The 24,321-nt window shown below is 58.5% G+C and carries 25 protein-coding genes; 6 read left to right on the forward strand and 19 right to left on the reverse strand.

Translation table 11 applies throughout. The annotated features are described in order from the left end of the window. The first annotated feature begins 66 nt into the window (after positions 1–66). The 4 genes from dprA (at position 67) to aroE (ending at position 3,565) form a co-directional block, all read left to right on the forward strand. Entirely contained in the window at positions 67–1,146 is a 1,080-nt protein-coding gene (gene dprA, locus FVV99_RS04000) for a DNA-processing protein DprA (RefSeq protein WP_148252757.1), read from the forward strand. Positions 1,147–1,218: 72 nt separating this feature from the next. Further along, on the forward strand, positions 1,219–1,776 hold the full coding sequence (locus tag FVV99_RS04005; protein WP_148252758.1) for an L-threonylcarbamoyladenylate synthase: 558 nt from the start codon (positions 1,219–1,221) through the stop codon (positions 1,774–1,776). A 36-nt stretch (positions 1,777–1,812) separates the two neighbouring features. Continuing rightward, positions 1,813–2,733 (forward strand): oxygen-dependent coproporphyrinogen oxidase, encoded by a 921-nt coding sequence (gene hemF, locus FVV99_RS04010; RefSeq protein WP_148252759.1) that lies wholly within the window; start codon positions 1,813–1,815, stop codon positions 2,731–2,733. A gap of 10 nt (positions 2,734–2,743) precedes the next feature. Beyond that, positions 2,744–3,565, forward strand: coding sequence for a shikimate dehydrogenase (gene aroE / locus FVV99_RS04015; protein WP_148253165.1), 822 nt, complete (start codon positions 2,744–2,746; stop codon positions 3,563–3,565). Positions 3,566–3,590: 25 nt separating this feature from the next. Here the strand turns inward: aroE and FVV99_RS04020 are convergent, their stop codons facing one another. Further along, the gene (locus tag FVV99_RS04020; RefSeq protein WP_148252760.1) at positions 3,591–3,848 is read right to left on the reverse strand and encodes a hypothetical protein; all 258 of its coding nucleotides are present in this window, start codon (positions 3,846–3,848) and stop codon (positions 3,591–3,593) included. Continuing rightward, the gene (locus tag FVV99_RS04025; RefSeq protein WP_148252761.1) at positions 3,849–4,649 is read right to left on the reverse strand and encodes a M48 family metallopeptidase; all 801 of its coding nucleotides are present in this window, start codon (positions 4,647–4,649) and stop codon (positions 3,849–3,851) included. 115 nt (positions 4,650–4,764) lie between these two features. On the opposite strand from FVV99_RS04025, the gene FVV99_RS04030 reads away from it, so the two are divergent. Next, positions 4,765–5,628, forward strand: coding sequence for an ATP-binding protein (locus tag FVV99_RS04030; RefSeq protein ID WP_148252762.1), 864 nt, complete (start codon positions 4,765–4,767; stop codon positions 5,626–5,628). Between the two features lie 31 nt (positions 5,629–5,659). On the opposite strand, the gene der is transcribed toward FVV99_RS04030, so the two are convergent. From der to FVV99_RS04100, 14 genes are all read right to left on the reverse strand, one after another. Beyond that, on the reverse strand, positions 5,660–7,063 hold the full coding sequence (gene der / locus FVV99_RS04035) for a ribosome biogenesis GTPase Der (protein ID WP_148252763.1): 1,404 nt from the start codon (positions 7,061–7,063) through the stop codon (positions 5,660–5,662). Next, complete coding sequence (bamB, locus tag FVV99_RS04040; RefSeq protein ID WP_148252764.1) at positions 7,060–8,211, reverse strand: outer membrane protein assembly factor BamB; 1,152 nt, start codon at positions 8,209–8,211, stop codon at positions 7,060–7,062. Before bamB ends, der begins: the two co-directional genes overlap by 4 nt. After that, entirely contained in the window at positions 8,208–8,867 is a 660-nt protein-coding gene (locus FVV99_RS04045; protein WP_148252765.1) for a YfgM family protein, read from the reverse strand. The genes bamB and FVV99_RS04045 overlap by 4 nt, the downstream gene beginning before the upstream one ends. Before the next feature lie 69 nt (positions 8,868–8,936). Continuing rightward, a complete protein-coding gene (hisS, locus tag FVV99_RS04050; RefSeq protein WP_148252766.1) occupies positions 8,937–10,226 on the reverse strand; it encodes a histidine--tRNA ligase in 1,290 nt (429 codons plus the stop codon). A gap of 27 nt (positions 10,227–10,253) precedes the next feature. Continuing rightward, positions 10,254–11,369, reverse strand: a complete 1,116-nt coding sequence (ispG, locus tag FVV99_RS04055) for a flavodoxin-dependent (E)-4-hydroxy-3-methylbut-2-enyl-diphosphate synthase (protein ID WP_148252767.1) — start codon at positions 11,367–11,369, stop codon at positions 10,254–10,256. Positions 11,370–11,394: 25 nt separating this feature from the next. Continuing rightward, positions 11,395–12,480: a RodZ domain-containing protein gene (locus FVV99_RS04060; protein ID WP_148252768.1), complete on the reverse strand. Its 1,086-nt coding sequence runs from the start codon at positions 12,478–12,480 to the stop codon at positions 11,395–11,397. A gap of 28 nt (positions 12,481–12,508) precedes the next feature. Then, positions 12,509–13,273, reverse strand: coding sequence for a type IV pilus biogenesis/stability protein PilW (gene pilW / locus FVV99_RS04065; RefSeq protein ID WP_161598956.1), 765 nt, complete (start codon positions 13,271–13,273; stop codon positions 12,509–12,511). Positions 13,274–13,421: 148 nt separating this feature from the next. Next, entirely contained in the window at positions 13,422–14,549 is a 1,128-nt protein-coding gene (rlmN, locus tag FVV99_RS04070) for a 23S rRNA (adenine(2503)-C(2))-methyltransferase RlmN (protein ID WP_148252770.1), read from the reverse strand. A gap of 61 nt (positions 14,550–14,610) precedes the next feature. Continuing rightward, entirely contained in the window at positions 14,611–15,039 is a 429-nt protein-coding gene (gene ndk / locus FVV99_RS04075) for a nucleoside-diphosphate kinase (RefSeq protein ID WP_148252771.1), read from the reverse strand. Positions 15,040–15,249: 210 nt separating this feature from the next. Beyond that, complete coding sequence (locus FVV99_RS04080; protein WP_148252772.1) at positions 15,250–15,576, reverse strand: HesB/IscA family protein; 327 nt, start codon at positions 15,574–15,576, stop codon at positions 15,250–15,252. Positions 15,577–15,617: 41 nt separating this feature from the next. Further along, positions 15,618–16,766 (reverse strand): aminotransferase class V-fold PLP-dependent enzyme, encoded by a 1,149-nt coding sequence (locus tag FVV99_RS04085; protein ID WP_148252773.1) that lies wholly within the window; start codon positions 16,764–16,766, stop codon positions 15,618–15,620. Positions 16,767–16,831: 65 nt separating this feature from the next. Continuing rightward, positions 16,832–17,302, reverse strand: coding sequence for a Fe-S cluster assembly transcriptional regulator IscR (iscR, locus tag FVV99_RS04090; RefSeq protein ID WP_148252774.1), 471 nt, complete (start codon positions 17,300–17,302; stop codon positions 16,832–16,834). A 130-nt stretch (positions 17,303–17,432) separates the two neighbouring features. Next, positions 17,433–18,302, reverse strand: a complete 870-nt coding sequence (gene cysE / locus FVV99_RS04095; protein ID WP_148252775.1) for a serine O-acetyltransferase — start codon at positions 18,300–18,302, stop codon at positions 17,433–17,435. Positions 18,303–18,448: 146 nt separating this feature from the next. Next, positions 18,449–19,234, reverse strand: coding sequence for an RNA methyltransferase (locus FVV99_RS04100; RefSeq protein WP_148252776.1), 786 nt, complete (start codon positions 19,232–19,234; stop codon positions 18,449–18,451). A gap of 145 nt (positions 19,235–19,379) precedes the next feature. Here FVV99_RS04100 and FVV99_RS04105 point away from each other — a divergent pair, with 145 nt between their 5' ends. Further along, entirely contained in the window at positions 19,380–20,177 is a 798-nt protein-coding gene (locus tag FVV99_RS04105; protein ID WP_148252777.1) for an inositol monophosphatase family protein, read from the forward strand. Between the two features lie 86 nt (positions 20,178–20,263). On the opposite strand, the gene FVV99_RS04110 is transcribed toward FVV99_RS04105, so the two are convergent. From FVV99_RS04110 to secD, 3 genes are all read right to left on the reverse strand, one after another. After that, positions 20,264–21,283 carry a CNNM domain-containing protein gene (locus FVV99_RS04110; RefSeq protein ID WP_148252778.1) on the reverse strand — a complete coding sequence of 340 codons (1,020 nt, stop codon included), beginning with the start codon at positions 21,281–21,283 and terminating at the stop codon, positions 20,264–20,266. Between the two features lie 204 nt (positions 21,284–21,487). After that, a complete protein-coding gene (secF, locus tag FVV99_RS04115; RefSeq protein ID WP_148252779.1) occupies positions 21,488–22,414 on the reverse strand; it encodes a protein translocase subunit SecF in 927 nt (308 codons plus the stop codon). A gap of 9 nt (positions 22,415–22,423) precedes the next feature. Continuing rightward, positions 22,424–24,274 carry a protein translocase subunit SecD gene (gene secD / locus FVV99_RS04120; protein ID WP_148252780.1) on the reverse strand — a complete coding sequence of 617 codons (1,851 nt, stop codon included), beginning with the start codon at positions 24,272–24,274 and terminating at the stop codon, positions 22,424–22,426. Positions 24,275–24,321 lie beyond the last annotated feature (47 nt).

Here is a 24,321-nt window from a genome sequence, read left to right on the forward strand (position 1 = left end):
CAACGGAACCGGCAGTGGCAAGATTGATAGTTCGCGCCACCACTCATGGCGCCAAGGAGTCAATGTATGACAGCCAAGGAATGGCTGATCGCCTCCATGCTGCCCGGGCTCGGGTCGCGTGGCTTGTCCGAGCTGATCGCTCATCGTCCCGACTGGCCTCACGGTTGGCTGGCACGTCTCAATGAACCGGCACGTTCGGCGTTGCGCCTATGGCTTGATCATCCGCATCGCAGTCCTATTCAAGCCCATATCGAGGCGCTGGATGAGTGGCTGGCCGGTGATGTACGCCGCCATCTGCTGCACCCCGATCATCCCGACTGGCCGGAATTGCTCGGTCAGATTCCCGATCCACCGCCGGTACTCTGGGCACAAGGTGATATCAGCGTATTGACGGCGCCTTGTCTGGCAATGGTAGGGACTCGGCGCCCGACTCGTGAGGGGCTGGGGAATGCGGCAGGGTTTGCCCAGGCGCTCGCTGAGCGTGGCTGGAGCGTGATTAGTGGAATGGCCCTGGGTATCGACGGTCAGGCACAGCGAGCTGCCCTGGATGCGCGGGGAAAAAGTGCAGCCGTACTGGGGTGCGGGGTCGATGTCGTCTATCCCCCGCGACATGCCGATCTGCACCGACGCTTGCTCGAGGAAGGCGGACTGCTGTTATCCGAACATCCGCCCGGTACGCGGGCTCGGCCGGCGTATTTTCCCCGGCGCAATCGAATCGTGACGGGATTGTCACTGGGCGTTCTGGTGGTCGAGGCCGCTCCCAGGAGTGGCTCGCTGGTCAGTGCGCGGTTGGCGATGGAGCAGAACCGTGAGGTTTTCGCCTTGCCCGGTTCGATTCACAACCCGCAGGCAATGGGGTGTCTGGCACTGATCCGTGACGGTGCGGTGTTGGTGACAGATGTCGACGATATCCTGAATGAACTGGGGCACTGGGCTCAAGTCGGCGCCCCGTTGTCCGTGGCGGTAGACGAGCCGCGGGAGTCCGATCCCTTGCTTGCTTGGCTTAGTGATACGCCGACACCGCTGGATGCCCTGGTCAACTTGACAGGCAACGATGTCTCGAGCTGCCAGATGCGCTTGCTGGAATTGGAGCTCGAAGGGCGAGTCAGTCAGACCTCCGGGGGCTGGGTACGCCTGCCTCGGTAGACGACGACATGATAAACTCGGCCCTCTCGATTCGCACATGTCACCATCTTCGTTCTGGGGGACGGTCACCACATGACCCATGATGCTTCGATCGAAGCTGCCGTCGATGCGCTTCGCCGTGGCCGACTCATTGCCTATCCTACCGAGGCAGTGTGGGGGCTGGGCTGCGATCCCGATAATGATCGTGCGTTGACGGCTCTATTGCGGCTCAAACAGCGCGATCCGGCCAAGGGGCTGATTCTCGTTGCTGCTGATATTGCCCAGTTTTCCTCTTGGCTGCAGGGACTTCCCGCAGAGTACCATGCACCCTTGGTATCGAGCTGGCCCGGTCCCAATACCTGGCTGGTGCCGGACAATGGGCGGTCGCATTCACTGGTGCGGGGCTGCCATCGCAGCGTGGCATTGCGCGTCAGCGATCATCCCTTGGTGGCAACACTATGCACTGCCTATGGGGGTCCCATCGTCTCGACCTCGGCCAATCATGCCGGTCAGTCTCCGGCACTATCGGCCGAGGCGGTTCAACAACGGTTCGGCAGAGAGGTTACCGTCACCGTGGAAGGAGCGCTGGGCAATCATGATCGTCCCAGTACGATTCGAGATCTGCTCAGCGGTCGCGTCGTGCGGCAATAAACGAGTCAATGGCATTGTTCTTTTGTGGAGGGTTGTGTGTCTCACGCCTATCTAGACACCGTCAAGGCGTATCTGCTATCGCTTCAGGATCGCTTGTGCCAGTCACTTAGCACTGAGGACGGGCATGTGTTCCATGAAGACAGCTGGGATCGTCCTGATGGTGGCGGTGGACGCTCCCGCGTCCTGGAAGACGGGGCTCTGTTCGAAAAGGCAGGCGTCAATTTCTCGCATGTCCATGGCGCCGCCCTGCCGGCATCGGCGAGTGAACATCGACCTGAGCTAGCCGGTCGCAGTTTCCATGCTCTGGGCGTGTCTTGGGTGTTGCACCCGTACAATCCGCATGTGCCCACCAGCCATGGCAACGTGCGTTTCTTTATTGCCGAAAAGGCCGGGGAGACGCCGGTGTGGTGGTTTGGCGGGGGCTACGACCTGACGCCTTTCTATCCGGTTCACGAAGATGTGATCCACTGGCACCGGGTGGCGCGGGACACGTGTGCTCCCTTCGGGAACGACGTCTACCCGCGCTTCAAGGCCTGGTGCGACGACTACTTCTATCTCAAGCACCGTGATGAGACGCGTGGCGTTGGCGGGTTGTTCTTCGATGATCTCAACGAATGGGGGTTCGAGCGTTGTTTTGCATTCCAGCAGGCAGTCGGCGACAGTTTTCTGGATGCCTATCTGCCCATTGTTCAGCGACGGCGTGATCAATCCTACGGTGAACGCGAGCGCGCCTTCCAGTGCTATCGGCGTGGCCGATACGTCGAGTTCAATCTGGTATGGGATCGTGGCACGTTGTTCGGACTGCAGAGCGGTGGACGTACCGAGTCGATACTGATGTCGATGCCCCCGGTGGCGCATTGGCATTATGACTGGCAGCCCGAGCCGGGCAGTCCGGAAGAGGTGCTTTACCAGCAATACCTGAGCCCGCGTGACTGGTTGGGAGAACAGCATGAGTAAAGACAGTATCATGAGCGAACGCTACTGCGTCTTTGGCCATCCCATCAGTCATTCCCGATCGCCGTGGATCCATGCTGCGTTCGCAGATCAGTGCGGCATGACCATCGATTACACTGCCATCGAGGCTCCCCTCGACGACTTCGCCGGTACCTGGCGGTCGTTCATCGCGACGGGGGGTATCGGTGCCAATGTCACGGTACCGTTCAAGGAGGAGGCCTTCCGGTTAGCGGATGCGTCGAGTGCCCGAGCCCAACGCGCCGGCGCGGTGAATACGCTGCTACTGACCGATGAGGGCACGACATACGGCGATACGACGGATGGCGTGGGGCTGGTAAGAGATCTTGAGCAGCATGATGTGATGTTGACTGGCGCCCGCGTCCTGATTCTGGGAGCCGGCGGTGCTGTGCGCGGGATACTCGAGCCTTTGCTGGACGCCCACCCGGCAAGCGTATTCATTGCGAATCGCACCGCTGTGAAAGCCGCCGCTCTGGCCCGCGACTTTCGTGACCTGGGGGGCGTGGAGGGCGGTGGTTTCAACGATATTCGTGCAACCTATGATGTTGTGATCAATGGTACCAGCGCCAGTCTGGCAGGCGATTTGCCGCCTCTGCGGGATGACCTGTTCACGTCCGGGGCCACGGCCTACGACATGATGTATGGTGCCGAGCCGACGGTATTCCTGGCCTGGGCTCAGAAACGCGGTGCTCATCCCGTCGATGGATTGGGCATGCTGGTCGAGCAAGCCGCCGAGTCCTACTATCTCTGGCGAGGCGAACGCCCCGACACCACCAGGGTCCTCGAGGCGTTACGTTTCAAGCTCGTGCATGGCTGATGATGTGAACTGGCGGGGTAAACGTTCAGCGTCGGCGTCGGTACAGACCCACCATGCAAAGCACCAACCCCAGTACCGACAGCAGCATTCCGCCGTTGATCAGCCAGGGTGAACGCTCCAGCCAAGATACGAAGGGCTGTGGTTCCTGACGACAGACCCCTTCGATATAGTCCCAATGTCCTCCATCCAGAGTACACGCACGTACGTCATTGAGTTCCCAGAAGTAGGCTCCCATCAAGAGCAGAACGGGGACGATCAACAACAGCAAGCCCAGGCGCAGCATTTACGCCCCGGGTTGGCAGTTAGGCGTGCGTCCGGCATTGCGTGCCTGCTCATAGCGCTGAAGCGCTTCATCCATATTGGCCTCCAGGCCGTCGATGCGCTGTCCATGACTAGGGTGGGTGGACATCCAGGCGGGCGGCTGCCCCCCGCTGGCCTCACTCATGTTGTTCCAGAGGTCGATACTGGCACGAGGATCGAAGCCAGCGTCAGCGGTCAAATCCAGCCCTAGGGTGTCGGCTTCGCTCTCATGGCGACGCGAGAAGGGCAGCAGGATGCCGTATTGTGCGCCAGCACCGAGCAGGGCACTGATCTGCTCGCCACTGGCTCCTTCCAGACCGGCTGCAGATTGCAGCACCGACAGTCCGACCTGCGTCGCCGATTGTGTGGAGGCACGTTCGTTGGCGTGTTGGGCGCGAACGTGTGCGATTTCATGGCCGATGACAGCGGCGAGTTGATCCTGATTGTCAGTGATGTCGAGCAAGCCGGTGTGGACACCAATATATCCGCCAGGCAAGGCGAAGGCATTGGCGGACTCGTCTTCGAAAACTCGAATTTGCCAGTCTTGCGTCCGGCCATCGGGAAGCGCCGTGATCAGTGCATCGGCAACGCATTGTACATACTGCGCTTGCTTGCCCTGAACGACCGTCATCTCTTCCTGATATTGGGCGAACGTCTGAGCCCCCATTTCATTGAGTTGCTCTTCAGGGTAGAGGGTGAATTGTTGCCGCCCACTGGGTGAGGCGGCACAGGCCGTCAGGGTCAGTGAGAGTACGCCAACGGTGAAACCGGATATCCAACGCATTCCATTATCCTCATGATGGCAGCCACTGCCGCCGCTGGACGAAAGGTATCGATTCGCCACAAGATACCCCGATGCCATCTGAGGTCAACCGTCGCGATGAGGAAGGGAGAAAACGATGAATGCTGAACTGGAAGCGCGCTTGTCCCGTTTACTGGATGTCGTGGAGGGCTATCTGCCTCCCGCGTCGGCCAGACCCGATTGGGAACGCGACATTGCGGCTCTATGGCAGAGCCACTCACTGGGCGGACAACTCATGCCCGTCAAGGTTCGCGATAGTGTCACACTGGTCGATTTGATCGGTGTCGAGCGTCAGAAGAAAGCACTGGTTGCCAACACGCAAGCGTTTCTACATGGTTTGCCGGCGAATCACGCATTGCTTTGGGGGTCCAGGGGAAGCGGCAAGTCCTCCATGGTACGTGCCTTGCTGAACTCGTTGGCCAGCGAGAGGCTGCGATTGATACAGGTCGATCGGCATGACCTGTCCGGTCTGCCGTTGCTTGTACAGCAATTGCGCGATGCGCCGTATCGTTTCATCGTCTATTGCGATGACCTATCGTTCGAGGGCAGCGACGATGCCTACAAAGCGCTGAAAAGCGTGCTGGATGGCACGTTGACCGGTCCGCCCGATAATGTATTGCTATATGCGACCTCCAACCGGCGGCATCTTCTGCCCGAATCGTTGAGTGACAACGATGAGACGCGCTTGGTAGGGGACGAGCTTCATCATGGTGACGCAGTCGAGGAGAAGATCTCGCTCTCCGATCGGTTCGGGTTGTGGCTGGCGTTTTACCCCTTCAATCAAGAAACGTACTTGGATGCCTGTCGACACTGGGTCGCTCAGTTGAGCAGTCATGCGATCTGGGATGACTCGGCCAGAGAGGAAGCCGTACGTTTTGCCACACTGCGCGGCGGACGCAGTGGGCGTGCCGCGTGGCAATTTGCCTGCCAGTGGGTCGGGCAGCGTCAGCTCTCGGAGTAGACCTTCCGCCGAGGCCCCGATGCTGGACGGGCTAGCGTCGGTTCTTGCGCGCCTCACGCGTACGTCGCAATTCCCGCTGTCTGGCCTTGTCCCGGTCGCTGGTCCCGGCCTGCGTGTCGTAGGGATTCTTGCCCGAACGGAACTCGAAACGCATCGGGGTGCCCCGCACCTTGAGTACCTTGCGGAAAGTATTGGTCAGATAGCGTTTGTAAGCTTCGGGCAAGGCATCGGTCTGGTTGCCATGAACCACGATGATAGGAGGGTTGCTGCCACCTTGGTGGGCCATGCGAAGTTTGATGCGTCGGCCATTGACCAACGGCGGCTGATGTTCGCTGACGGCGTCCTGCAGAAGCGTCGTCAGCCGGTTGGTCGACCAGTGATGATGTGCTGAAGCAAAGGCCCGTTCGAGCGATGGATAGAGATCGCCCACACCAGTACCATGCAGTGCCGAGATGAAATGAAGGTCGGCATAATCGGCGAAACCCAGTCGCCGCTTGATCTCGGTGCGCATGCGGTCGCGGGCCTCCTGTTCGAGGCCATCCCACTTGTTGACGGCCAGTACCAGAGCACGACCGGAGCTTAGAACATAGTCCAGCAGATGTAGATCCTGTTCTACCAACCCGCTCTGTGCATCGAGGACCACGATGGCGACGTGGCATTCCTTGATCGCTTCCAATGTCTTGATGATCGAAAATTTCTCGGCCACTTCTCGCACATTCTTGCGCCGCCGTACGCCAGCCGTATCGACGAGTACATAAGGTTTGCCGCGCCGCTCGAAGGGGATTTCGATGGCATCTCGGGTGGTACCGGCCTCATCGAAGACCACCACTCGGTCTTCGCCGAGCATGCGATTGACCAGTGTCGATTTACCGACATTGGGTCGACCGATGACACCGATATGAATGCCGTGATTTTGCCCCAATGCAGAGGAGGATTCCTCTGACATGGGAAAAGGCGCGAGTATCTCATCGATCAGTGACGTGACGTTGCGGCCATGGGAGGCTGCGATAGGGTGCGGGTCCCCTAGCCCGAGTGCCCAGAAGTCGGCCATGGCCGAGTGTTCTTCCAATCCGTCCGTCTTGTTGACGACCAGCCAGGTTTTCTTCCGATTGACGCGCAAATGATTGGCGATCGCCTCATCGGCCATATGCAGTCCGGCGCGGGCATCGACCATGAACAGCACGATGTCGGCTTCGTCGATGGCCAGCAACGATTGCTCGGCCATGGCGCCATCGATGCCTTCCTCGTCACCACTGATGCCGCCTGTATCGATGACGATGTACTGTTTGTCTCCCAGTTGGCCATTACCGTACTTGCGGTCTCGCGTCAGACCGGGGTGATCGGCAACCAGCGCATCGCGCGATCGCGTCAGGCGATTGAAAAGCGTTGACTTGCCGACATTGGGGCGGCCTACCAGAGCGATCACTGGGGTCATTGTACGTCCTGAATCTCGAATGTCTCGAGTTGGCCATCATTGGCCAGGGCATGAATTCGGGAGCCGTTCGTCAACGGTCGTTGACTGATCCCCGAGCCATTGACACGCGTACGACCAGCTAGATCGCCGCTGTCGGTGTCCAGCAGGTGAAGATAGCCATCATAGTCTCCGACCACCAGATAGCCATTGGCTTGGGCCGGCGCGGACACGTGACGTCCTTCCAGGGCATCGTTGCGCCACAACACCCGGCCCGAGAGAGCATCCAAGGCCACTAGGTGGCTGTGTTCATCGACACTGTACAGTGTATCGTCAACCAGCAAGGGTGTCCGATAACTGGATTGTTCGCGTTCCCAGAGCGTTTCGCCACTGGTGGCTTCCAATGCGACGAGGCGGCCATTGTAGCTGCTGACATATAACCGGCCGTCCTGGGTCAGCAGTGGCTGAGCATCGATATCGACCAGCCTCTCCACTTCGCTACGCCCTTGCGGCGTTGCGATGCGCATGTCCCACAACAGTTCGCCATTGCGATTGTCGAGCGTGGCGAGTCTGCCATTGGAAAGACCGATGAATGAGACTTGATCGATCACTTGTGGATCGGCCGTGCCTCTGAGCGTCAACGCGGGTTCCGAGCTACTGAACACCCATGCTTCATTACCGTTGCTGCGATCCAGCGCAGTGACGTTGCCATCGATACTCTGGACGATCAGCAGGGTGCTGTTGGCCTGGGGAGCGGCAAGCACTTCACTGGAGACGCTGGAACGCCAGATTTCCTCTCCGTCGTCCTGGTCGAGTGCCAGCACGTCACCATCGCGTGTCCCCAGGTAAACCTGGCCGGCGATGGCAGTGACACCGCTGGAAATGCCAGCATCGATATCTTGCTGCCAGAGGTGCTCGCCGCTGGCTGCATCCACTGCGACGACTTGACCATCGGCGGAGGCAGCGTAGATGGTGTCGCTGTCGCGTGCAGGCGTGATTGGATAGCGGGCTCGCCCGAGTCCATCGCCTATATCCCGGCTCCACGTCGAATCCAGACGAGTGCTGGCATCGAAATCATGGAGTTCCTTGGGGGGCGTGTCGGGTTGTGTATTACTGGCGCACCCGGCCAGCAGGCTCAGCGCCGTGGCGATGATCAAAAACGTCGGTTTCATAACCCAGTATCCTCTGCACCGATATTGTCGAGCTTGAGCTGTACGCCATAAAGAGGCTGTTCGTGAGTATCGGAAAGCGCCATGGCTTCCTGCCAGGCATCGCGTGCGTCTTCGATCTGATCGAGTGCCATGTAGGCATCGCCACGAATGTTGGCCTGTTGGGGAGAAAGACTATCCGCGATGTCGCTGTCAAGTTGGGACAAAGCCGCTTCGGGTTCACCTTCGGCGATCAACAGGCGCGCCAACCGTAACCGCGCCACGTCACGGAGATAATCGTGCTCGCTGGTATCGACGATGTCGGCGAGGGCAATGCGTGCCGCCGCCATGTCCTCGCTGCGCACCGACAAGCGTGCTTCGAGCAGCAGTGCCAGGTCGGCGTACAAGGTATCGCCATGCTCTTCGTTGATTTCGTCAACCAGGCCCAGGGCGCGAGTCAGGTTGGCCTCGTCCAGGGTATCGCGACCAGCGAGATCGAGTAGTTGCTGATAGCGCATCGAAGCGGCTTCGGCCTGACTGACCTGATAATCCTGCCAAGCATTCCAGCCGAGCACCCCGGCACCGGCAATGGCGATACCGGCGACCAGCGACAAGCCGTTCTGCTTGAACCAGTGTTTGATGGCTTCTACCTGTTCTTCTTCGGTTCTCAGCTCCGCCACGGGCGGTCTCCTTTGATACAGCACTCCCCCCTCCCAATGTCGGTCGGGGAGGTTGATATGGATCCAGGTTTAAAATGATCGGCCAAGCAGTTCCGGCAACTGTTCAGTGAGCTTGTCCTGCGGAAGGCTCACTTGCTCGCGATCGTTGCGCAGAAACTTGATGGTGACCATGTCGTTGGCAATCTCTTCCTCTCCGAGTAGCAAAGCGAGTTGTGCTCCACTCCTGTCGGCTTTCTTGATCTGGCTCCTGAAACCGCCACCGCCGCAATGGACTTGCAGACGGATCCCGGGAAGGGCGTTGCGCAGCGTTTCCCCAAGCTGCAGGGTCGTGCCGTGGATCTGCTCACCTTGGCCAACGATATAAACATCGAGACCGGGCTGGGCATCATCGGGTATCACATCGAGTGTTTCGAGCAGTAGAATCAGCCGTTCCATCCCCATGGCAAAGCCGACGGCTGGCGTCGGCTTGCCACCGAGCTGTTCGACCAGCCCATCGTAACGACCACCAGCACAGACGGTGCCCTGGCTACCCAACGCATCGGTGGTCCACTCGAACACGGTACGAGAATAGTAGTCCAACCCACGGACCAGGCGGGGGTTGATGCGATACTCGATACCAACCGAGTCGAGCAGTGTGGTCAATTGCTCGAAGTGCTCGCGTGATTCATCGTCGAGATGATCCATCAACCTCGGTGCATCGGCCAAGATGGGGGCCATGTCAGGATTCTTGGAGTCGAGAATCCGCATCGGGTTGGTGGATAGCCGACGGCTTGAGTCCTCATCGAGCACATCCCGATGTTGCTCGAAATAGGTGACCAGTGTCTCGCGATAGGCAGCACGTGCGGCACTGGAACCGAGTGAGTTGAGCTCCAGCGTGACGTGCTCGTTCAACCCCAGGCGTCGCCACAGCCTGGCCGTCAACAGGATGACCTCGGCGTCGATATCCGGCCCTTCCAAACCGTAAGCCTCGACACCGACTTGATGGAACTGTCGGTACCGCCCCTTCTGGGGACGTTCGTGGCGAAACATCGGCCCCTGGTACCAGAGACGCTGCGTCTGGTTGTGCAGCAGACCATTTTCCATGGCGGCACGCACGCAACTGGCGGTGCCCTCCGGACGCAGAGTCAAGCTGTCGCCGTTACGATCATTGAAGGTATACATCTCCTTCTCGACGATATCAGTCACCTCGCCGATGGAGCGTGCGAACAAAGCGGTCTGTTCCAGAATCGGGGTACGGATTTCGGCGTAGCCGTAGGTTTCCATCAATGCCCGTACACACGACTCTACGTACTGCCATACGGGTGACTGTTCTGGCAGTAGGTCGTTCATGCCACGAATGGCCTGAATTTTCTTGCTCAAGTCGTACTCCTTGGTCCATCGCTGCGGTCAGTCGCCGCGAGCGATCACATCCTGTTCGGCCTGCTGTTTCTCACGCACCTTTTGACGAATCAGCGCTTCGAGGTCGTCGACCAGATGGTCGTTACGCAATTTGGAAGCCGGTTTGCCATCAATGTACACCAGGTTGTTGGGGTCACCGCCAGTCAATCCCATGTCAGCTTCCTTCGCTTCACCGGGGCCATTGACGACACACCCGATGACGGCCACGTTGAGTGGTGTCATGACATCCTCAAGCCGTTCTTCCAGAGCGTTCATGGTATCGATGACATCGAAGTTCTGGCGCGAACAACTTGGGCACGCAATGAAATTGATACCCTTGGAGCGAAGCCCAAGACTCTTGAGCATGTCATAGCCGACTTTGATTTCTTCGACCGGGTCTGCAGCCAGCGACACGCGAATGGTATCGCCAATGCCTTCCATCAACAGGATGCCCAGCCCGATCGACGACTTGACCGTACCGGAACGCAGGCCGCCGGCTTCGGTGATGCCTAGATGCAGGGGTTGTTCGATCTGGGTGGCGAGTTGTCGATAGGCTGCCACCGCCATGAACACGTCGCTGGCCTTGACGCTGACCTTGAAGTCCGGGAAATCCAACCGGTCGAGATGGTCGATATGCCGCATGGCGGATTCGACCAGAGCTTCCGGCGTCGGTTCGCCGTATTTCTTCTGCAGGTCCTTCTCCAGCGAGCCGGCATTGACCCCGATACGAATCGGGATGCCATTGTCGCGGGCTGCTGATACAACGGCCTGGACCCGGTCTTCGCGTCCGATGTTTCCGGGGTTGATGCGTAGGCAGTCGACACCGAGTTCGGCGACCCGCAAGGCGATGCGGTAGTCGAAGTGAATGTCGGCAACCAGAGGAACCGACACCTCACGTTTGATGCGGCCAAAGGCCTCGGCAGCATCCATTGTCGGGACGGAGACGCGCACGATGTCGGCGCCCACGTCCTGCAGTTGGCGTACCTGCGCTACGGTCGCGTCGACATCCAGCGTATCGGTATTGGTCATGCTCTGCACGGCGATGGGGGCGCCTCCCCCCACGGGGACTGAGCCCACATGAATCTGGCGTGATTGCCGCCGTGTTATGGGAGATGAAGCGTGCATATTGCCTCTGACTCGAAATTCGGAATCATTCTCCGAGGGTGAACCGCGCCACGTTGTTGCTACCCGTGCGTTCCTCGAGATCGATAGCTTCGCCTGAGTAGCGTAACTCAACGCCACTGGCATTGCCGATGGTCATGCGAAACGGCGGCTCGCCTTCGGCCGTGGCTTGGCTTCCTGCCTCCTGGAGACCAAAGAAGACGCGCTCATCATTGGCATCGAAAATTTCGGTCCAGGATTCTTCATTGAAGGTGAGTTCGATTCGACCAGGATCGCTTTCCTGGGTCGCTTCGGCATCGTTCTCAGTGACGGCCGACGTATCGACGTCATCCTGCGAGCTACCATCGTCGTCAACCATCGTATCAGGATCTTCTGACGATAAATTGACATCGCTGCCACTGGTAACTTGTTCGGCGTCGGTGTCGTCATTCGTATCCGCTGTCTCACCAGAGCGAGTGGCACCGTCGTCCTCTGCCGCGTTGTCTACGGACTCGGGTGTGTCTGACAAGTTCCCGTTTTGCTCATCGACGAAACCCATGTCATCGTCTTCTTCGGGCAAGGGTGGCAGGTCCTCGTTGCCGGCGTTCTCACTGTCTATCGATGCCTCGTCGGGAACCGCTTCGTCCGAATCGCTATCCATCGTGTCTACAGCAACGGGTTCGCTATCGTTCAACCCCAGTAGATCATTGCCGCTGCGGCTTTGCCACCAAAGTAGGGTCAGACCGATAAGACCGACGATGACAAGCACTGTCACCAGTTTGAATAACCAGGCACCCACACGGGAAGGTGGTTTGGTGACATGGACCGGTGTGACTTTCTGTTCGTTGTCCAGTGTGCCGAAACGGGCATTGTACGACGCTATGATCGGCTGTTCGCTGATGCCTAGCAAGTGAGCGTAGGCACGCAGATAACCGCGACGATACGTTGCCACGGGCACTTCATCGTAGTTATCGTTTTCCAACCCCCTGACGACTGCCGGACGCAGGTTCAGGGACGAGGCAACCTCTTCCTGTGAAAGGCCCTGAGCATCACGTTCACGCTGCAGCAGCTCGCCCGGAGACGTTTGGGGAGCCAGGTCAGCGTCGGGGTCGTCGTAGTAATGTGTTTCGCTCATGACTGAGCATCCTTAATTCTGGCTTCGATTATTCAGAATCGCCCTGGGTCGTCTGTCGTGACTTGTCACCGTTGATCGACATCGAGGCGCTTGTCCTGTTATCGGCAACGTCACTGATTTGCTCCAGCGCCTCGGGGCTACTCCCAGTCAACTGCAGATAATATTGCCATTGCGCCATCGCCTTATCACGATGGCCTTCGGCCTGTTCAAGTCCGGCCAAGATTCGGTAACTGTTCGCCAGGCGTGGGTTGATCGCTTGCGCTCGAGCGAGGCTTTGACGAGCACCGGCGATGTTGCCAAGCTTGAACTGGCATTTCCCCAGGTTGGCGAACAGCCGATCCCGGTGGACGTACTCCGTATCGGAGGTCGCCTTTTCCAGTTGCTGACAGGCTTCCTCGATGCGGCCTTGCTCGTAAAGGAAAGCCGCATAATTGTTGCGGGCCTGTGTATGGCCGGCATCCACACTCAGCGCTTGCTGGAAATACTCGCTGGCCAGGGCCGCTTCTCCCTGACGCTGATAGACGATGGCCATTGCCTGCAACGCTTCAGGATCATTCGGCGCTATTTCCAGGGCATGATCGAGCGCTTGAAAGGCGCGACGGTTACTATGTTGCTCCAGATACGCGATACCCAACCGGGTGTAGGCATCCGCAGGGGGCAAGCTCGTGTCGTCAGGAGTACTGGAAGACGACAACTGGGTGTTGGCACATCCGGTGAGCCAGGCCACGCTCAGTAGAGCAACCAGGCACGATGGCGAGGGAATGGAATCTGGCAGGCCTTGGCGACGGATCATGAAGTCCTCTTGACGCATGATGATGCCCCACGATGCCCGATAACAGACTGGCCGAACGACGTGCAGTCACCTGATGATCGCAGCAACGGTTTGAAAAGCTTACCCATCAAAGCGCTGTGTCCACGTGAAGTCAAGGTTGTACACAAGGTTAATCGGCATCGATCTGGATCGATTGGATATAACGCTCATGACGACGTGTACGGTCCTTGACGCGTCCCACCAGTTGTCCGCATGCGGCATCGATGTCGTCGCCTCGCGTGGTACGCACGGGTGCCGTGTAGCCAAGCTCGTAGAGCCATTGCTGGAAACGCATGGTCTGGTTCCGCGATGGCTTCTCATAACCGGAATGCGGGAACGGGTTGAAGGGAATCAGGTTGATCTTGCATGGCAATCCGTCGAGTATCGACGCCAGTTGCTCGGCATGTTCGCGCTGGTCGTTGATATCCTTGATCAACGTATACTCGATGGTGATCATGCGAGTGTCGCTGCACTTGGCCAGATAACCCCGGCAGGCATCGAGCAGGCTGTCGATGTTGTACTTGCGGTTGAGCGGCACCAGCTCGTTGCGTAATTCGTCATTGGCCGCATGTAAGGAGATGGCCAGGCTGACGTCGAGCTCGTCACCCAGTCGCTCGATCATGGGAACGACGCCGGACGTCGATAATGTGACGCGACGTTTGGAGAGGCCGTAGCCATCGTCATCAAGCATCAGCTTCATGGCCGGGACGACGTTGTCATAGTTCATCAACGGTTCACCCATCCCCATCATGACCACATTGGTAACGGCCCGGTTGCTGGTGTCGCGTCGTGGTCCCGCGCTTCGACTGGCGACCCATACCTGCCCAATGATTTCAGCGGCGGTCAGGTTGCGCTGGAATCCCTGTTTCCCAGTGGAGCAGAAACTGCAGTCCAGGGAGCACCCGACTTGCGAGGAGACGCAAAGGGTCCGCCGCTTACCGCCTTCGGCGGGGATCAGTACGGTTTCTACGTAACTGCCGTCTTCGACTTCGAGCACCCACTTGCGAGTGCCATCGCTGGAACTGCCTTCATAGATGACACCCGGACTCCGCACCTCGGCGACCTCGGCCAGCTTGGCGCGCAGTGCCTTGGATAAATTGGTCATGGCGTCGAAATCGTCACACCCTTCATTGTGGATCCACTTCATGACCTGGGCTGCACGGAACTTCTTTTCACCGATGGAAACGAAAAACGCTTCCATCTGTTCGCGTGACAGGCCGAGCAAATTGGTACGAGACATGTCGGTGTTGGCAGTCATGGCAGGCGTCGCGCGTCAGTGGGACGTGACGCGGGAGTGTCGGCTCCCGCGTGGCAAACGATCAGGTGCGCGGGCATATCTCGTCATCGGAGAAGAAATAGGCCACTTCGCGCTCGGCGGAAGCACTGGAGTCGCTACCGTGTACCGCATTGGCATCAATGGTTTCGGCATAGTCTGCACGCAGCGTGCCAGCAGCGGCTTCCTTGGGGTTGGTTGCCCCCATCAATTCGCGATTCCTGGCGATCGCATCTTCCCCTTCGAGCACCTGAACGACCACCGGACCGGATGTCATGAAGCCTACCAAGTCAGCAAAAAACGGACGCTCCTTGTGCTCGGCATAGAAGCCTTCAGCCTGCTCGCGGGAGAGGTGAATCATTTTGGCTGCAACGACGTTCAGGCCGGTTTTCTCGATGCGCGCGATGATTTCACCGATAACATTCTTGGCAACGGCATCGGGCTTGATGATGGACAGGGTGCGCTCATTGGCCATTTGGCGTGTCTCCATGAGAGGTTGGTAAGGTATTGATAGGTAGCCGTATGATGTCGCGCCGCCCGGGGCCGGCCTCGATGTCGCGAGCCCCGTAGCGGCGCGTCAGTAACCTGGCACGACCGTCGCTTTCCCACTCCGCGACTCGCCGGGCCGAATAACCGATGAGTATAACGCTTCCGGTGGCAGCGGGACAAACACGCTACACCACATTCAAACGCTAAAGCTTTCCCCGCAGCCGCATTCATCCTTGACATTGGGGTTATTGAAACGGAAGAACCGATTGAGGCCTTCCGATACATAATCGACTTCACTACCATCCAGCATGTCTAGTGCGTCAGGTGCGACAAAGACCTGGACGCCATGTTCTTCGAATGAGACATCATTGGCGGCGGCTTCGTCGGCGAAATCGAGGACGTAACTGTACCCGGAGCAGCCGCTGGGCTTGACCGATACACGCAGGCCAAGACCGTATCCACGCTCATCTAGCACCTGGCGAATCTGATTGGCGGCAGCGGGGGTTATGGAAAGTTGCGCCATGGAGTTAGCCTCCTGCGTTGAGTTGAATGGCAAGTGTACCGTCATTGCCGCAAGGCGTTCACGGCTTGGCGGAGCTCATCGACTGCCGTGTCAATGTCATCCTGAGTGGTGAAACGGCCGAAACTGAATCGTAGCGACGAGAGCGCGCGGCGGCGCGGCACACCAATTTCCTTCAATACATAGGATGGTTCAACACTGGCTGAATTGCAGGCCGATCCCGTCGAGATAGCCAGCCGACGCAACGCCATCAACAAGGATTCTCCATCCACATCTTCGAAGGCCAGGTTGACGATGTTGGGGACAGCCACTCGGGTATCGGTATTGCGATATAAACCATCCAGTTCACCGAGTCCGTCGAGAAAACGCGAACACAGTGCTTGCGTGTGAGCGCGATCATTGGCGAGCTCGCGCGTTGCCAAACCAAAAGCTTCCCCCATGCCGACTATCTGGTGAGTAGGCAGTGTGCCGGATCGCATGCCGCGCTCATGCCCACCGCCATGTATCAGCGCTTCCAGTCGGATATCCGGATGGCGGCGGACATACAATGCACCGATACCCTTGGGACCATACACCTTGTGCGCCGAGAGCGACATCAGATCGATTCCCATGGTCGCTACATCGAGGTCAATCTTGCCGGCACCTTGTGCAGCATCCACGTGCACGGCGGCACCATGGGCATGGGCAACCTCGGCCAGTGCCGGTAGATCATGAATGCTCCCCAGTTCATTGTTGACCGCCATCAGGGAGATCAGCACGGTATCATCGCGGAGTGCGTCGGCAAGTTGGGATGGCGTGACCCGACCATCGCGGCCGGGTGTCAGCCAGGTGACGTCGAACCCTTCCGCTTCGAGGACTCTGGCGGTATCGACAACGGCTTTATGCTCAGTGGTCGACGTTACCAAATGGCGACCCTTGTCCCGATTGGCGCGCATGAAGCCAATCAGTGCCAGGTTATCTGCCTCTGTGGCACCACTGGTCCAGACGATCTCTCTGGGATCGGCTCCAATCAGATCGGCCACCTGGCGTCGCGCCCCCTCGACGGCTTGCTCAGCGAGCCAGCCTGGCATATGACTGCGTGATGCCGGATTGGCAAAGGTGCCATCCTGCGTCAGATACCGGCTCATTATGTCGGCAACGCGGGAGTCGACCGGTGTGGTGGCAGCGTAATCCAGATAAATGGGCGCGTTCATGAGTCCTTTGACCAGTCTCGGTACATGAGAATTCCGCCAAGGAATCCTCGTCAGTCGGCAGTGGTTTACGGTGACGAGACAGCGATGGTGTCACTGTCTGAATGGCGTCGCTGACGTTCGGCAATGCGCTGTACTTCATTGCGTTCGATGAGCTCACCCAGGGTAATGCCATCAAGATAACCGTGTATCTCGCGTGACAGGTCACACCACAAATGGTGCGTCAGACAGGTATTGCCTGTCTGGCAGTCCGACATCCCCTGGCAACGAGTGGCATCGACCGATTCATTGACGGCGTCGATGATGCGAGCGACGGATATGACACTCGCATCATGAGCCAGCAAGTAGCCGCCACCCGGTCCCCTGACGCTATTGACCAGGCTCGAACGACGCAGTCGGGCGAAAAGCTGCTCCAGATACGATAATGAAATGTCCTGACGCCGCGAAATATCAGCCAGGCTGATCGGCCCATGGGCGGTATGCAGGGCAAGATCAAGCATGGCAGTGACGGCGTAGCGTCCTTTGGTCGTCAAGCGCATAAACGAAGCATCGCCAGCTGCGGGTTCCTGAGAGTCTGGTGGATAGAGTCACGACACCGATAGTGGCTTCATTATGGGGAAACCCTAGTGTTTTGGTCAACAATATGACGACTCTTCGTGACGTGGCGGCCTACCGCGAGTTCTCGCTTTCATCCTGCTGCGATGGTGAGGCGGTGTCCGATGAGTCCGCATCCTCCTCCGGTGGAGGGCAGCAACTATCGACATCGTCAAGGATCTCGGCGAAATCCTCATCGCGGAGTTCCGGTAACTGGTCGTCACGGTAGCTGCCGTCGAGGCGACGAAGTGTCGAGCACATTTGTTCGATGCGCTCGTCTACGGCATGCATGTGGTCGAGCATTGCCTGGAATGAACGCGCGACCGGGTCGGGCATATCCTGGCTGATACCGTAGGCATCGAACCCGAACTTGCGACGCATGGCTTCACGCCGCTCGGGGTCGAACGACGGCGACTCCTCCGTATCCGGCTCTTCTCGCTTGACGATCTTGCCGGGGATACCCACGACCGTTGCGCCTTCGGGAACGGCCTTGGTGATGACGGCATTGGAGCCGATCTTGGCACCGGTTCCCACGGTGAACGGGCCGAGAATCTTGGCGCCGGCGCCGACGATGACACCATCCTCGAGGGTCGGATGTCGCTTGCCCTGACTCCAGCTAGTGCCGCCTAGTGTCACTCCCTGATAGAGAGTCACGTCATCGCCGACTTCAGCGGTTTCGCCGATCACGACGCCCATGCCGTGATCGATGAAGAAACGACGGCCGATTTTGGCACCGGGGTGGATCTCGATACCGGTCAACCAACGAAAAATCGAGGAAAGCGTTTTCGCCAGCCACTTGCAGTTTTTCTGCCACAACCAATGACTCAGACGGTGGGCCAGCAAAGCGTGCAACCCCGGGTAATTGGTCAGCACTTCCAGGAAGTTGCGGGCCGCCGGGTCTCGGGCGAATACGCTATTGATATCTTCTCGCAGGCGGCGAAACATGCAGCTGTCCTTTACTCCGTGAGAATGGCGACATGCGCAGGCATTGCGCATAGGGAATACCATTATTGGGGCGTGATGTCACGGCTGCAAGGAACGACGTATCGCGATCGGCACAAGGCTAGCCGAGTAGCCCGTGACGATAGAGGTCATGATGTCTTGTCGTGGTTATCGCCTGCTCGTTTCTGGGTTGCCGTCAATATGCCACGCAGGATGTTGAGCTCGAGCCGGTCCAGGCGTGTGCGTTGATAGAGACGCCTCAGTCGCGCCATCAATTGACGCGGTGTTGCGGGATCGTGAAAACCAATGTCGATCAGCGTCTGCTCGAGATGAGAGAAGTAATGTTCCAATTCGTCGTGAGTGGCGAGAGGTTCTTCCGTGTCGACAGTCAACGTGTTCTCGACGGGGGCGCTGGTTTCGCTGGTACCTGCGCTCTCCAGCATCAAGCACGCCATTCTGCACTCATAAGCCAGGACCTGAACGGCGGCAGCCAGGTTCAATGAAGCAAAGTCCGGGTTGGTCGGGATATGCACATGCGCATGACAGCGCTGCAATTCGGCATTGCTCAATCCGGTATCCTCGCGTCCGAAGACCAAGGCAAGGCGCGCGTCGGGAGACGAGAGTTCCGATGACAAACGCTCGCTCAGTTGACGGGGCGTCAGCATTGGCCAAGGTAGTGTGCGCGAGCGAGCGCTGGCACCGACAACCAGGCGGCAGTCGCCGACAGCATCGCCGAGATCGTCGTGAACGCTAATGGTGTCGAGCAGGGAGTCGGCTCCAGAGGCGCGCGCGTACGCCTCCGAGTCGTGAGGGTTGCAGCGCGGAGCCACCAGCGTGAGGGTAGCCAGCCCCATGTTGCACATGGCTCGCGCGACACCTCCAACATTGCCGGGGTGACTGGTGCCGACCAATACGATGCGAATCTGTCCGAGCATGACGACTGACCCATGTATCCCGAAAACCAGGCATCTTATCATGTTCTATGCGTGTCTAGGTGATAGCGGTGATCGCCGGTATCTGCTAGCATGCGCGTCGTCAAATTCCGTTCTTTAACAGTTACCGACCGTCCAGGGCTAGATCATGCATCCTATGATCCAACTCGGCCTGCGCGCTGCGCGCAGCGCCGCTGAGCAATTCGTGCGCATTCGTGAACGTATCGAGAATGCTCACGAGGAGTACAATCTCGACCGACTTCTGGAAGACACCGCGCGCAATGCGGAAACACTGATCTTGCATCAGTTGACGCGCAGCTATCCGCAGCACGGTGTCTCCGGACGTTACACGCCGGTTGCCGAAGGGAGTGGTGAAGGGCGCGATTACCACTGGAGCATCGAGCCCATTCACGGCCATTCCAATCTGCGCGTGGCCAGTCGCGACTTTGCCTTGTCGCTGGTCTGTTCATTCAGGGGCAGGCCAGAGCACGCGATCGTCATTCGTCCTTTCGATGACGATGAATACATGGCCAGCCGTGGCCGAGGCGCCCAATGCAATGGCAAGCGGCTGCGTGTGACCAGGCGAACCGAACTGTTGGGGGCCCGAATCGCCCTGGGCCTTCCGGAAGCGGCTACACGCTCTCGGCATTTACCTGATTACCTGTCCGTGCTCCAACAACTGGGACCACAAGTGACCACTCAGTATGCCAGTGGCTGTGGCTTGCTGGACATGCTCGAACTGGCGGCAGGCCGCGTGGATGTCGGCTTTGTGCTTGGTATCGAAGAGCAGGACAGTCAGGTCGGTACACTGTTTCTCAAGGAAGCGGGAGCCTTGATGGGAGGGTTGGACGGCGGCCCCAATGTCGCGGTGGATGGCGCCTTGATGGCCGCCAGCCCAAGGCTCTACAAGACCTTGGTGCAGCAGCTCAAGCCTCACGTGTCCTAGCACTATCCGCTGCCTCGGAGGTCATTCGGCGGACGGTTTCGAGGTGGGATGACTCCGAATGGCCCGGCCCCATGAGCGTGCATCGATTACTCTTCTACCTTGCGTAGCCGCTTGGTCCAGCGTTGCTTGGCGTATTTGCGCAGGTTGGAGACATTGTCGGTTTCATCGACGATGTCCTGACCCAGGATCGTTTCTATCACATCTTCCATCGTGACTACGCCGAGCCAGGTCCCGAGGTCGTCATATACTACGCAAATATGCTGTCGATTATGCAGCATCGTCGTGAAGGTCTTTTCAACGCTCTGTTCCGCGTTCACCGAATCGATCGGGTGCATCAGCGTTTTCAGGAGCGTGTCGTCATCGGCATGGTAGGTATCGGCCTTGTGAATATAGCCTTGCGCTTGCTCGCCGCCGTCCATGACGGGAAAGCGAGTGAATGGAGAGTGGCCATGCTCCTTGTCGAAACCGGCGACGGTCATTTGCGGGTTGAGAGTGACGCAGACGGTCCGTGGCGTCATGACATCCCGGACCTGTATGTCATGCAGGTTCAGGATGTTGGTGATCACTCGGGTTTCATCGTTGTCCAGCGCCTTTTCTTCATTGCCGATCTGGGCCAACGCCTTTATTTCTCCACGCATGTCGACATCGTAGGCATCCCCACCGATACGATTGGTGATCCGCTCCGATAGCCATATGAAGGGACGCAGGCTCGCGACCATGGCGTTCAAGGTCGGCGCCAGCATGGGAGCGAGTTGGCGCCAATACGTCGCGCCGATGGTCTTGGGGATGATCTCGGATACCACCAGAATCAGCAGTGTCATCAGTGCGGATGCTATCCCCAGATACGCTTCACCGAAGATGACGGTGACCTGAGCACCGACACCGGTTGCACCGACGGTATGGGCAATGGTGTTCAGAGTCAGTATGGCGGCCAGCGGTTGGTCGATGTTGTGCTTAAGGCGAGACAGTTTATCGTGCAGCTTCGGGCGAGTTTCCCGCTGTTGTGCGATAAAGCTCGGTGTCAGCGAGAGAATGGCGGCTTCAAGCAGTGAACAGATGAATGATGCGCCAATGGATAGGATAGCGAACGTTGCCAGGAGTAGCATGGTGTCTCGATCCGTCGTTGCAGGAGCTCGACCCGACAGCCTTGAGGGTGGGTCAGCGGTGCATCATCAGTCGACATGTCGGCGTATGGTGGAAGTATGACATCATTACCGATGTGCCGATGCATGGCAATGATGGAGACGCTGTGACGGGCAGCACCCACGGCGATGTGCCGAGGGCGCTGCGGCGAAACGCGACAACGAGATTCAGGGCAGTTCTTCCTCTTCGTCGTCGTTCTCTTTCTGGGCGGGGATGAGATCCTGGCGCTGTAGCTTGAGCGGAATCAGCAATGCTGACGCGACATAGATGGACGAGAAGGTGCCAACGCCCACACCGATGATCAACGCAATCGAGAAGTTGCGAATCAGGTCGCCTCCCAGGAACAGCAACGCCAGTAGTACCAGCAGCGTTGTGCCGGATGTCGCAAGGGTGCGCGACAAGGTGGCGTTGATCGCCTCGTTGAAGATGGTTGGCATGTCCTCGATGCGGGATTTGCGAATATTCTCGCGTATCCGATCGTAGACCACGATGGTGTCGTTGAGCGAGTAACCGATGACTGCGAGGATGGCGGCCAGTACCGTCAGGTCGAAATCGAGCTGGAACAGAGAAAATATGCCGATGACGATCACGACGTCGTGCATGAGAGCCAGCAGCGCACCGATGGCGAACTTATACTGGAATCGGAACGCCACATAGAGCATTACCAACCCCAGAGCCACTAGCATGCCCATGCCGCTTTGGTCGCGTAGCTGGTCGCCGACCTGGGCACCCACGAACTCGGCGCGCACCAGGTTGACATCCGTGCCACCGTCGCGAAGCAGGTCGACGACCTGTTCGCCGACATTGGCATCGTAGGCCTGCTGAAGTCGAATCAAGACTTCCGTCGACGCGCCGAAGTTCTGTACGGACACATCCCGGAACCCGGCCTCTTCCAAGCGTTCGCGAATCGTATTCAGCGACGGTGCTTCAGCGTACTCCACTTCAACCAGTGTGCCGCCGGTGAAATCGAGTCCTAGATTGAGTTGCTGGGTAGCCAGGGCGCCAATAGCGATCACCAGCAGGATAGCCGACATGATGAAAGCGAGGCGACGCTTGCCCATGAAATCAAGCTGTCGGTTGACCAGGGTTTTCATGACCACCTCTTATATCCAGAGTTTCTTGAGCGGCTTGCTGCCATGCGACAGGTTGACCATGGCCCGACTGACCAGCAGTGCGGTGAACATCGATGTCAGGATGCCCAGCGAGAGCGTAACGGCGAAACCCTTGACCGGCCCGGTGCCGATCGAGAAGAGAATCACCGCCACCAGTAGCGTCGTCAGATTGGCATCGACGATCGACGTGAAGGCCCGTTCGTAGCCTGCGCTGATGGCCTGCTGCGCCGACATGCCGTTACGAAACTCCTCGCGTATTCGTTCGAAGATCAGCACATTGGCATCGACTGCCATGCCTAAGGTCAGCACGATGCCGGCAATGCCCGGCAGAGTCAGTGTCGCGCCCAGGATCGACATGGCCGCGACCAGCAGTGCCAGGTTGACGCCGAGTGCCAGATTGGCGATGACGCCGAAGACCTTGTAACGCACCAGCATGAATAGCACGACCAGAAGCAGTCCGATTTGCACTGACATCACGCCCCGCTCGATATTTTCGGCACCTAGACTAGGCCCGATCGTACGCTCTTGAGCGAAATAGATAGGCGCGGCAAGCGACCCTGAGCGCAACAGCAGCGCGAGTTCCTCGGCTTCTGTCGAAGATTCCAGGCCGGTGATGCGGAAGCTGTTGCCCAGTGCACTCTGGATCGTGGCCAGACTGATGATGCTGCGGTCGGTGGTGTTCTCGCGTACCTCGACCTCCTCGCCATCTTCCATCACAGTGCGAACTTCGGAATTGTGCTCGATGAAGAGCACGGCCATGTTGCGACCGATGTTGGAGCGTGTGGCGCGATTCATCAGGGTGCCACCGGTGCCATCGAGATCGATGTTGACCTGGGGACGTCCGTTCTCGCCGAAGCTACGATTGGCGTTGGACACGTTGTCGCCGGTGATGATGACATCCCGCGCCAGGTCCGCTGAGCGACCTTCCTGATTCCGGAAGGAGAATGACTCGGTTTCGCTGTCGGGTGTATCCGGGCGAGCTTCGAGCCGAAATTCCAGATTGGCAGTTGCCCCCACGATCCGTTTGGCAGCGGCAGTATCCTGTACGCCCGGGAGTTCGACGACGATACGGTTGGGCCCCTGGCGTTGAACCAACGGTTCGGCAACGCCCAATTCGTTGACACGGTTGCGCAGTGTCGTCAGGTTCTGCTCGATCGCATAGTCCTGAATTTCTTCGACGGACTGATCGGTCAGCGTCATGGTGAGACGGGCGGCCCGGCCTTCTTCGTCGGTACTGAAGTCGAACTCGTCGAACTCCCTGCGGATCAGTTGACGTGCCTCGTCGCGATCTTCCGCCCCAGCGAAGACCAGACTGACACTACGGTCTTCGATCTCGGTATCGCGGTAACGAATGCGTTCGTCTCGCAGAAGCTCGCGCATGGCACTAGCGTTGACTTCCAGGCGTTGGGTCACGGCAGCGTCCATATCCACTTCGAGCAGGAAGTGAACCCCGCCACGCAGATCCAGCCCGAGATTCATGGGCGACGCGCCAAGACTTTCCAGCCAGTCGGGGGTGGATTCGGCCTGATTAAGGGCCACGACGTATTCGTCGTCGAGTAGCTCGTCTGCAATATCGCGTGCCTGGATCTGATCTCCGGCGTTGGCGAGACGAACCAGGACACTGCCACCATTGGTTTCGATCGATGAAATATCGATATCGGCATTGCGCAATTCGTTTTCTAGGTCATCGAGCCGGCGTTCGTCGAGACTGGCGTCGGAGCGTGAGCTGCTGATCTGTATTGCCGGATCCTCGGGGAAGAGGTTGGGCAGGGCATAGATCAGGCCAATGACAATGACGATCAGTATCAGCAGATACTTCCACAAAGGGTAACGGTTAAGCATGCAAGGCCTGCCTTGTTGCTAGCGTGACGCGGCCGCCGCGAGTGCGT

The organism is Aidingimonas lacisalsi (genome assembly GCF_008079445.1).
GTDB classification, from domain to species: domain Bacteria; phylum Pseudomonadota; class Gammaproteobacteria; order Pseudomonadales; family Halomonadaceae; genus Aidingimonas; species Aidingimonas lacisalsi.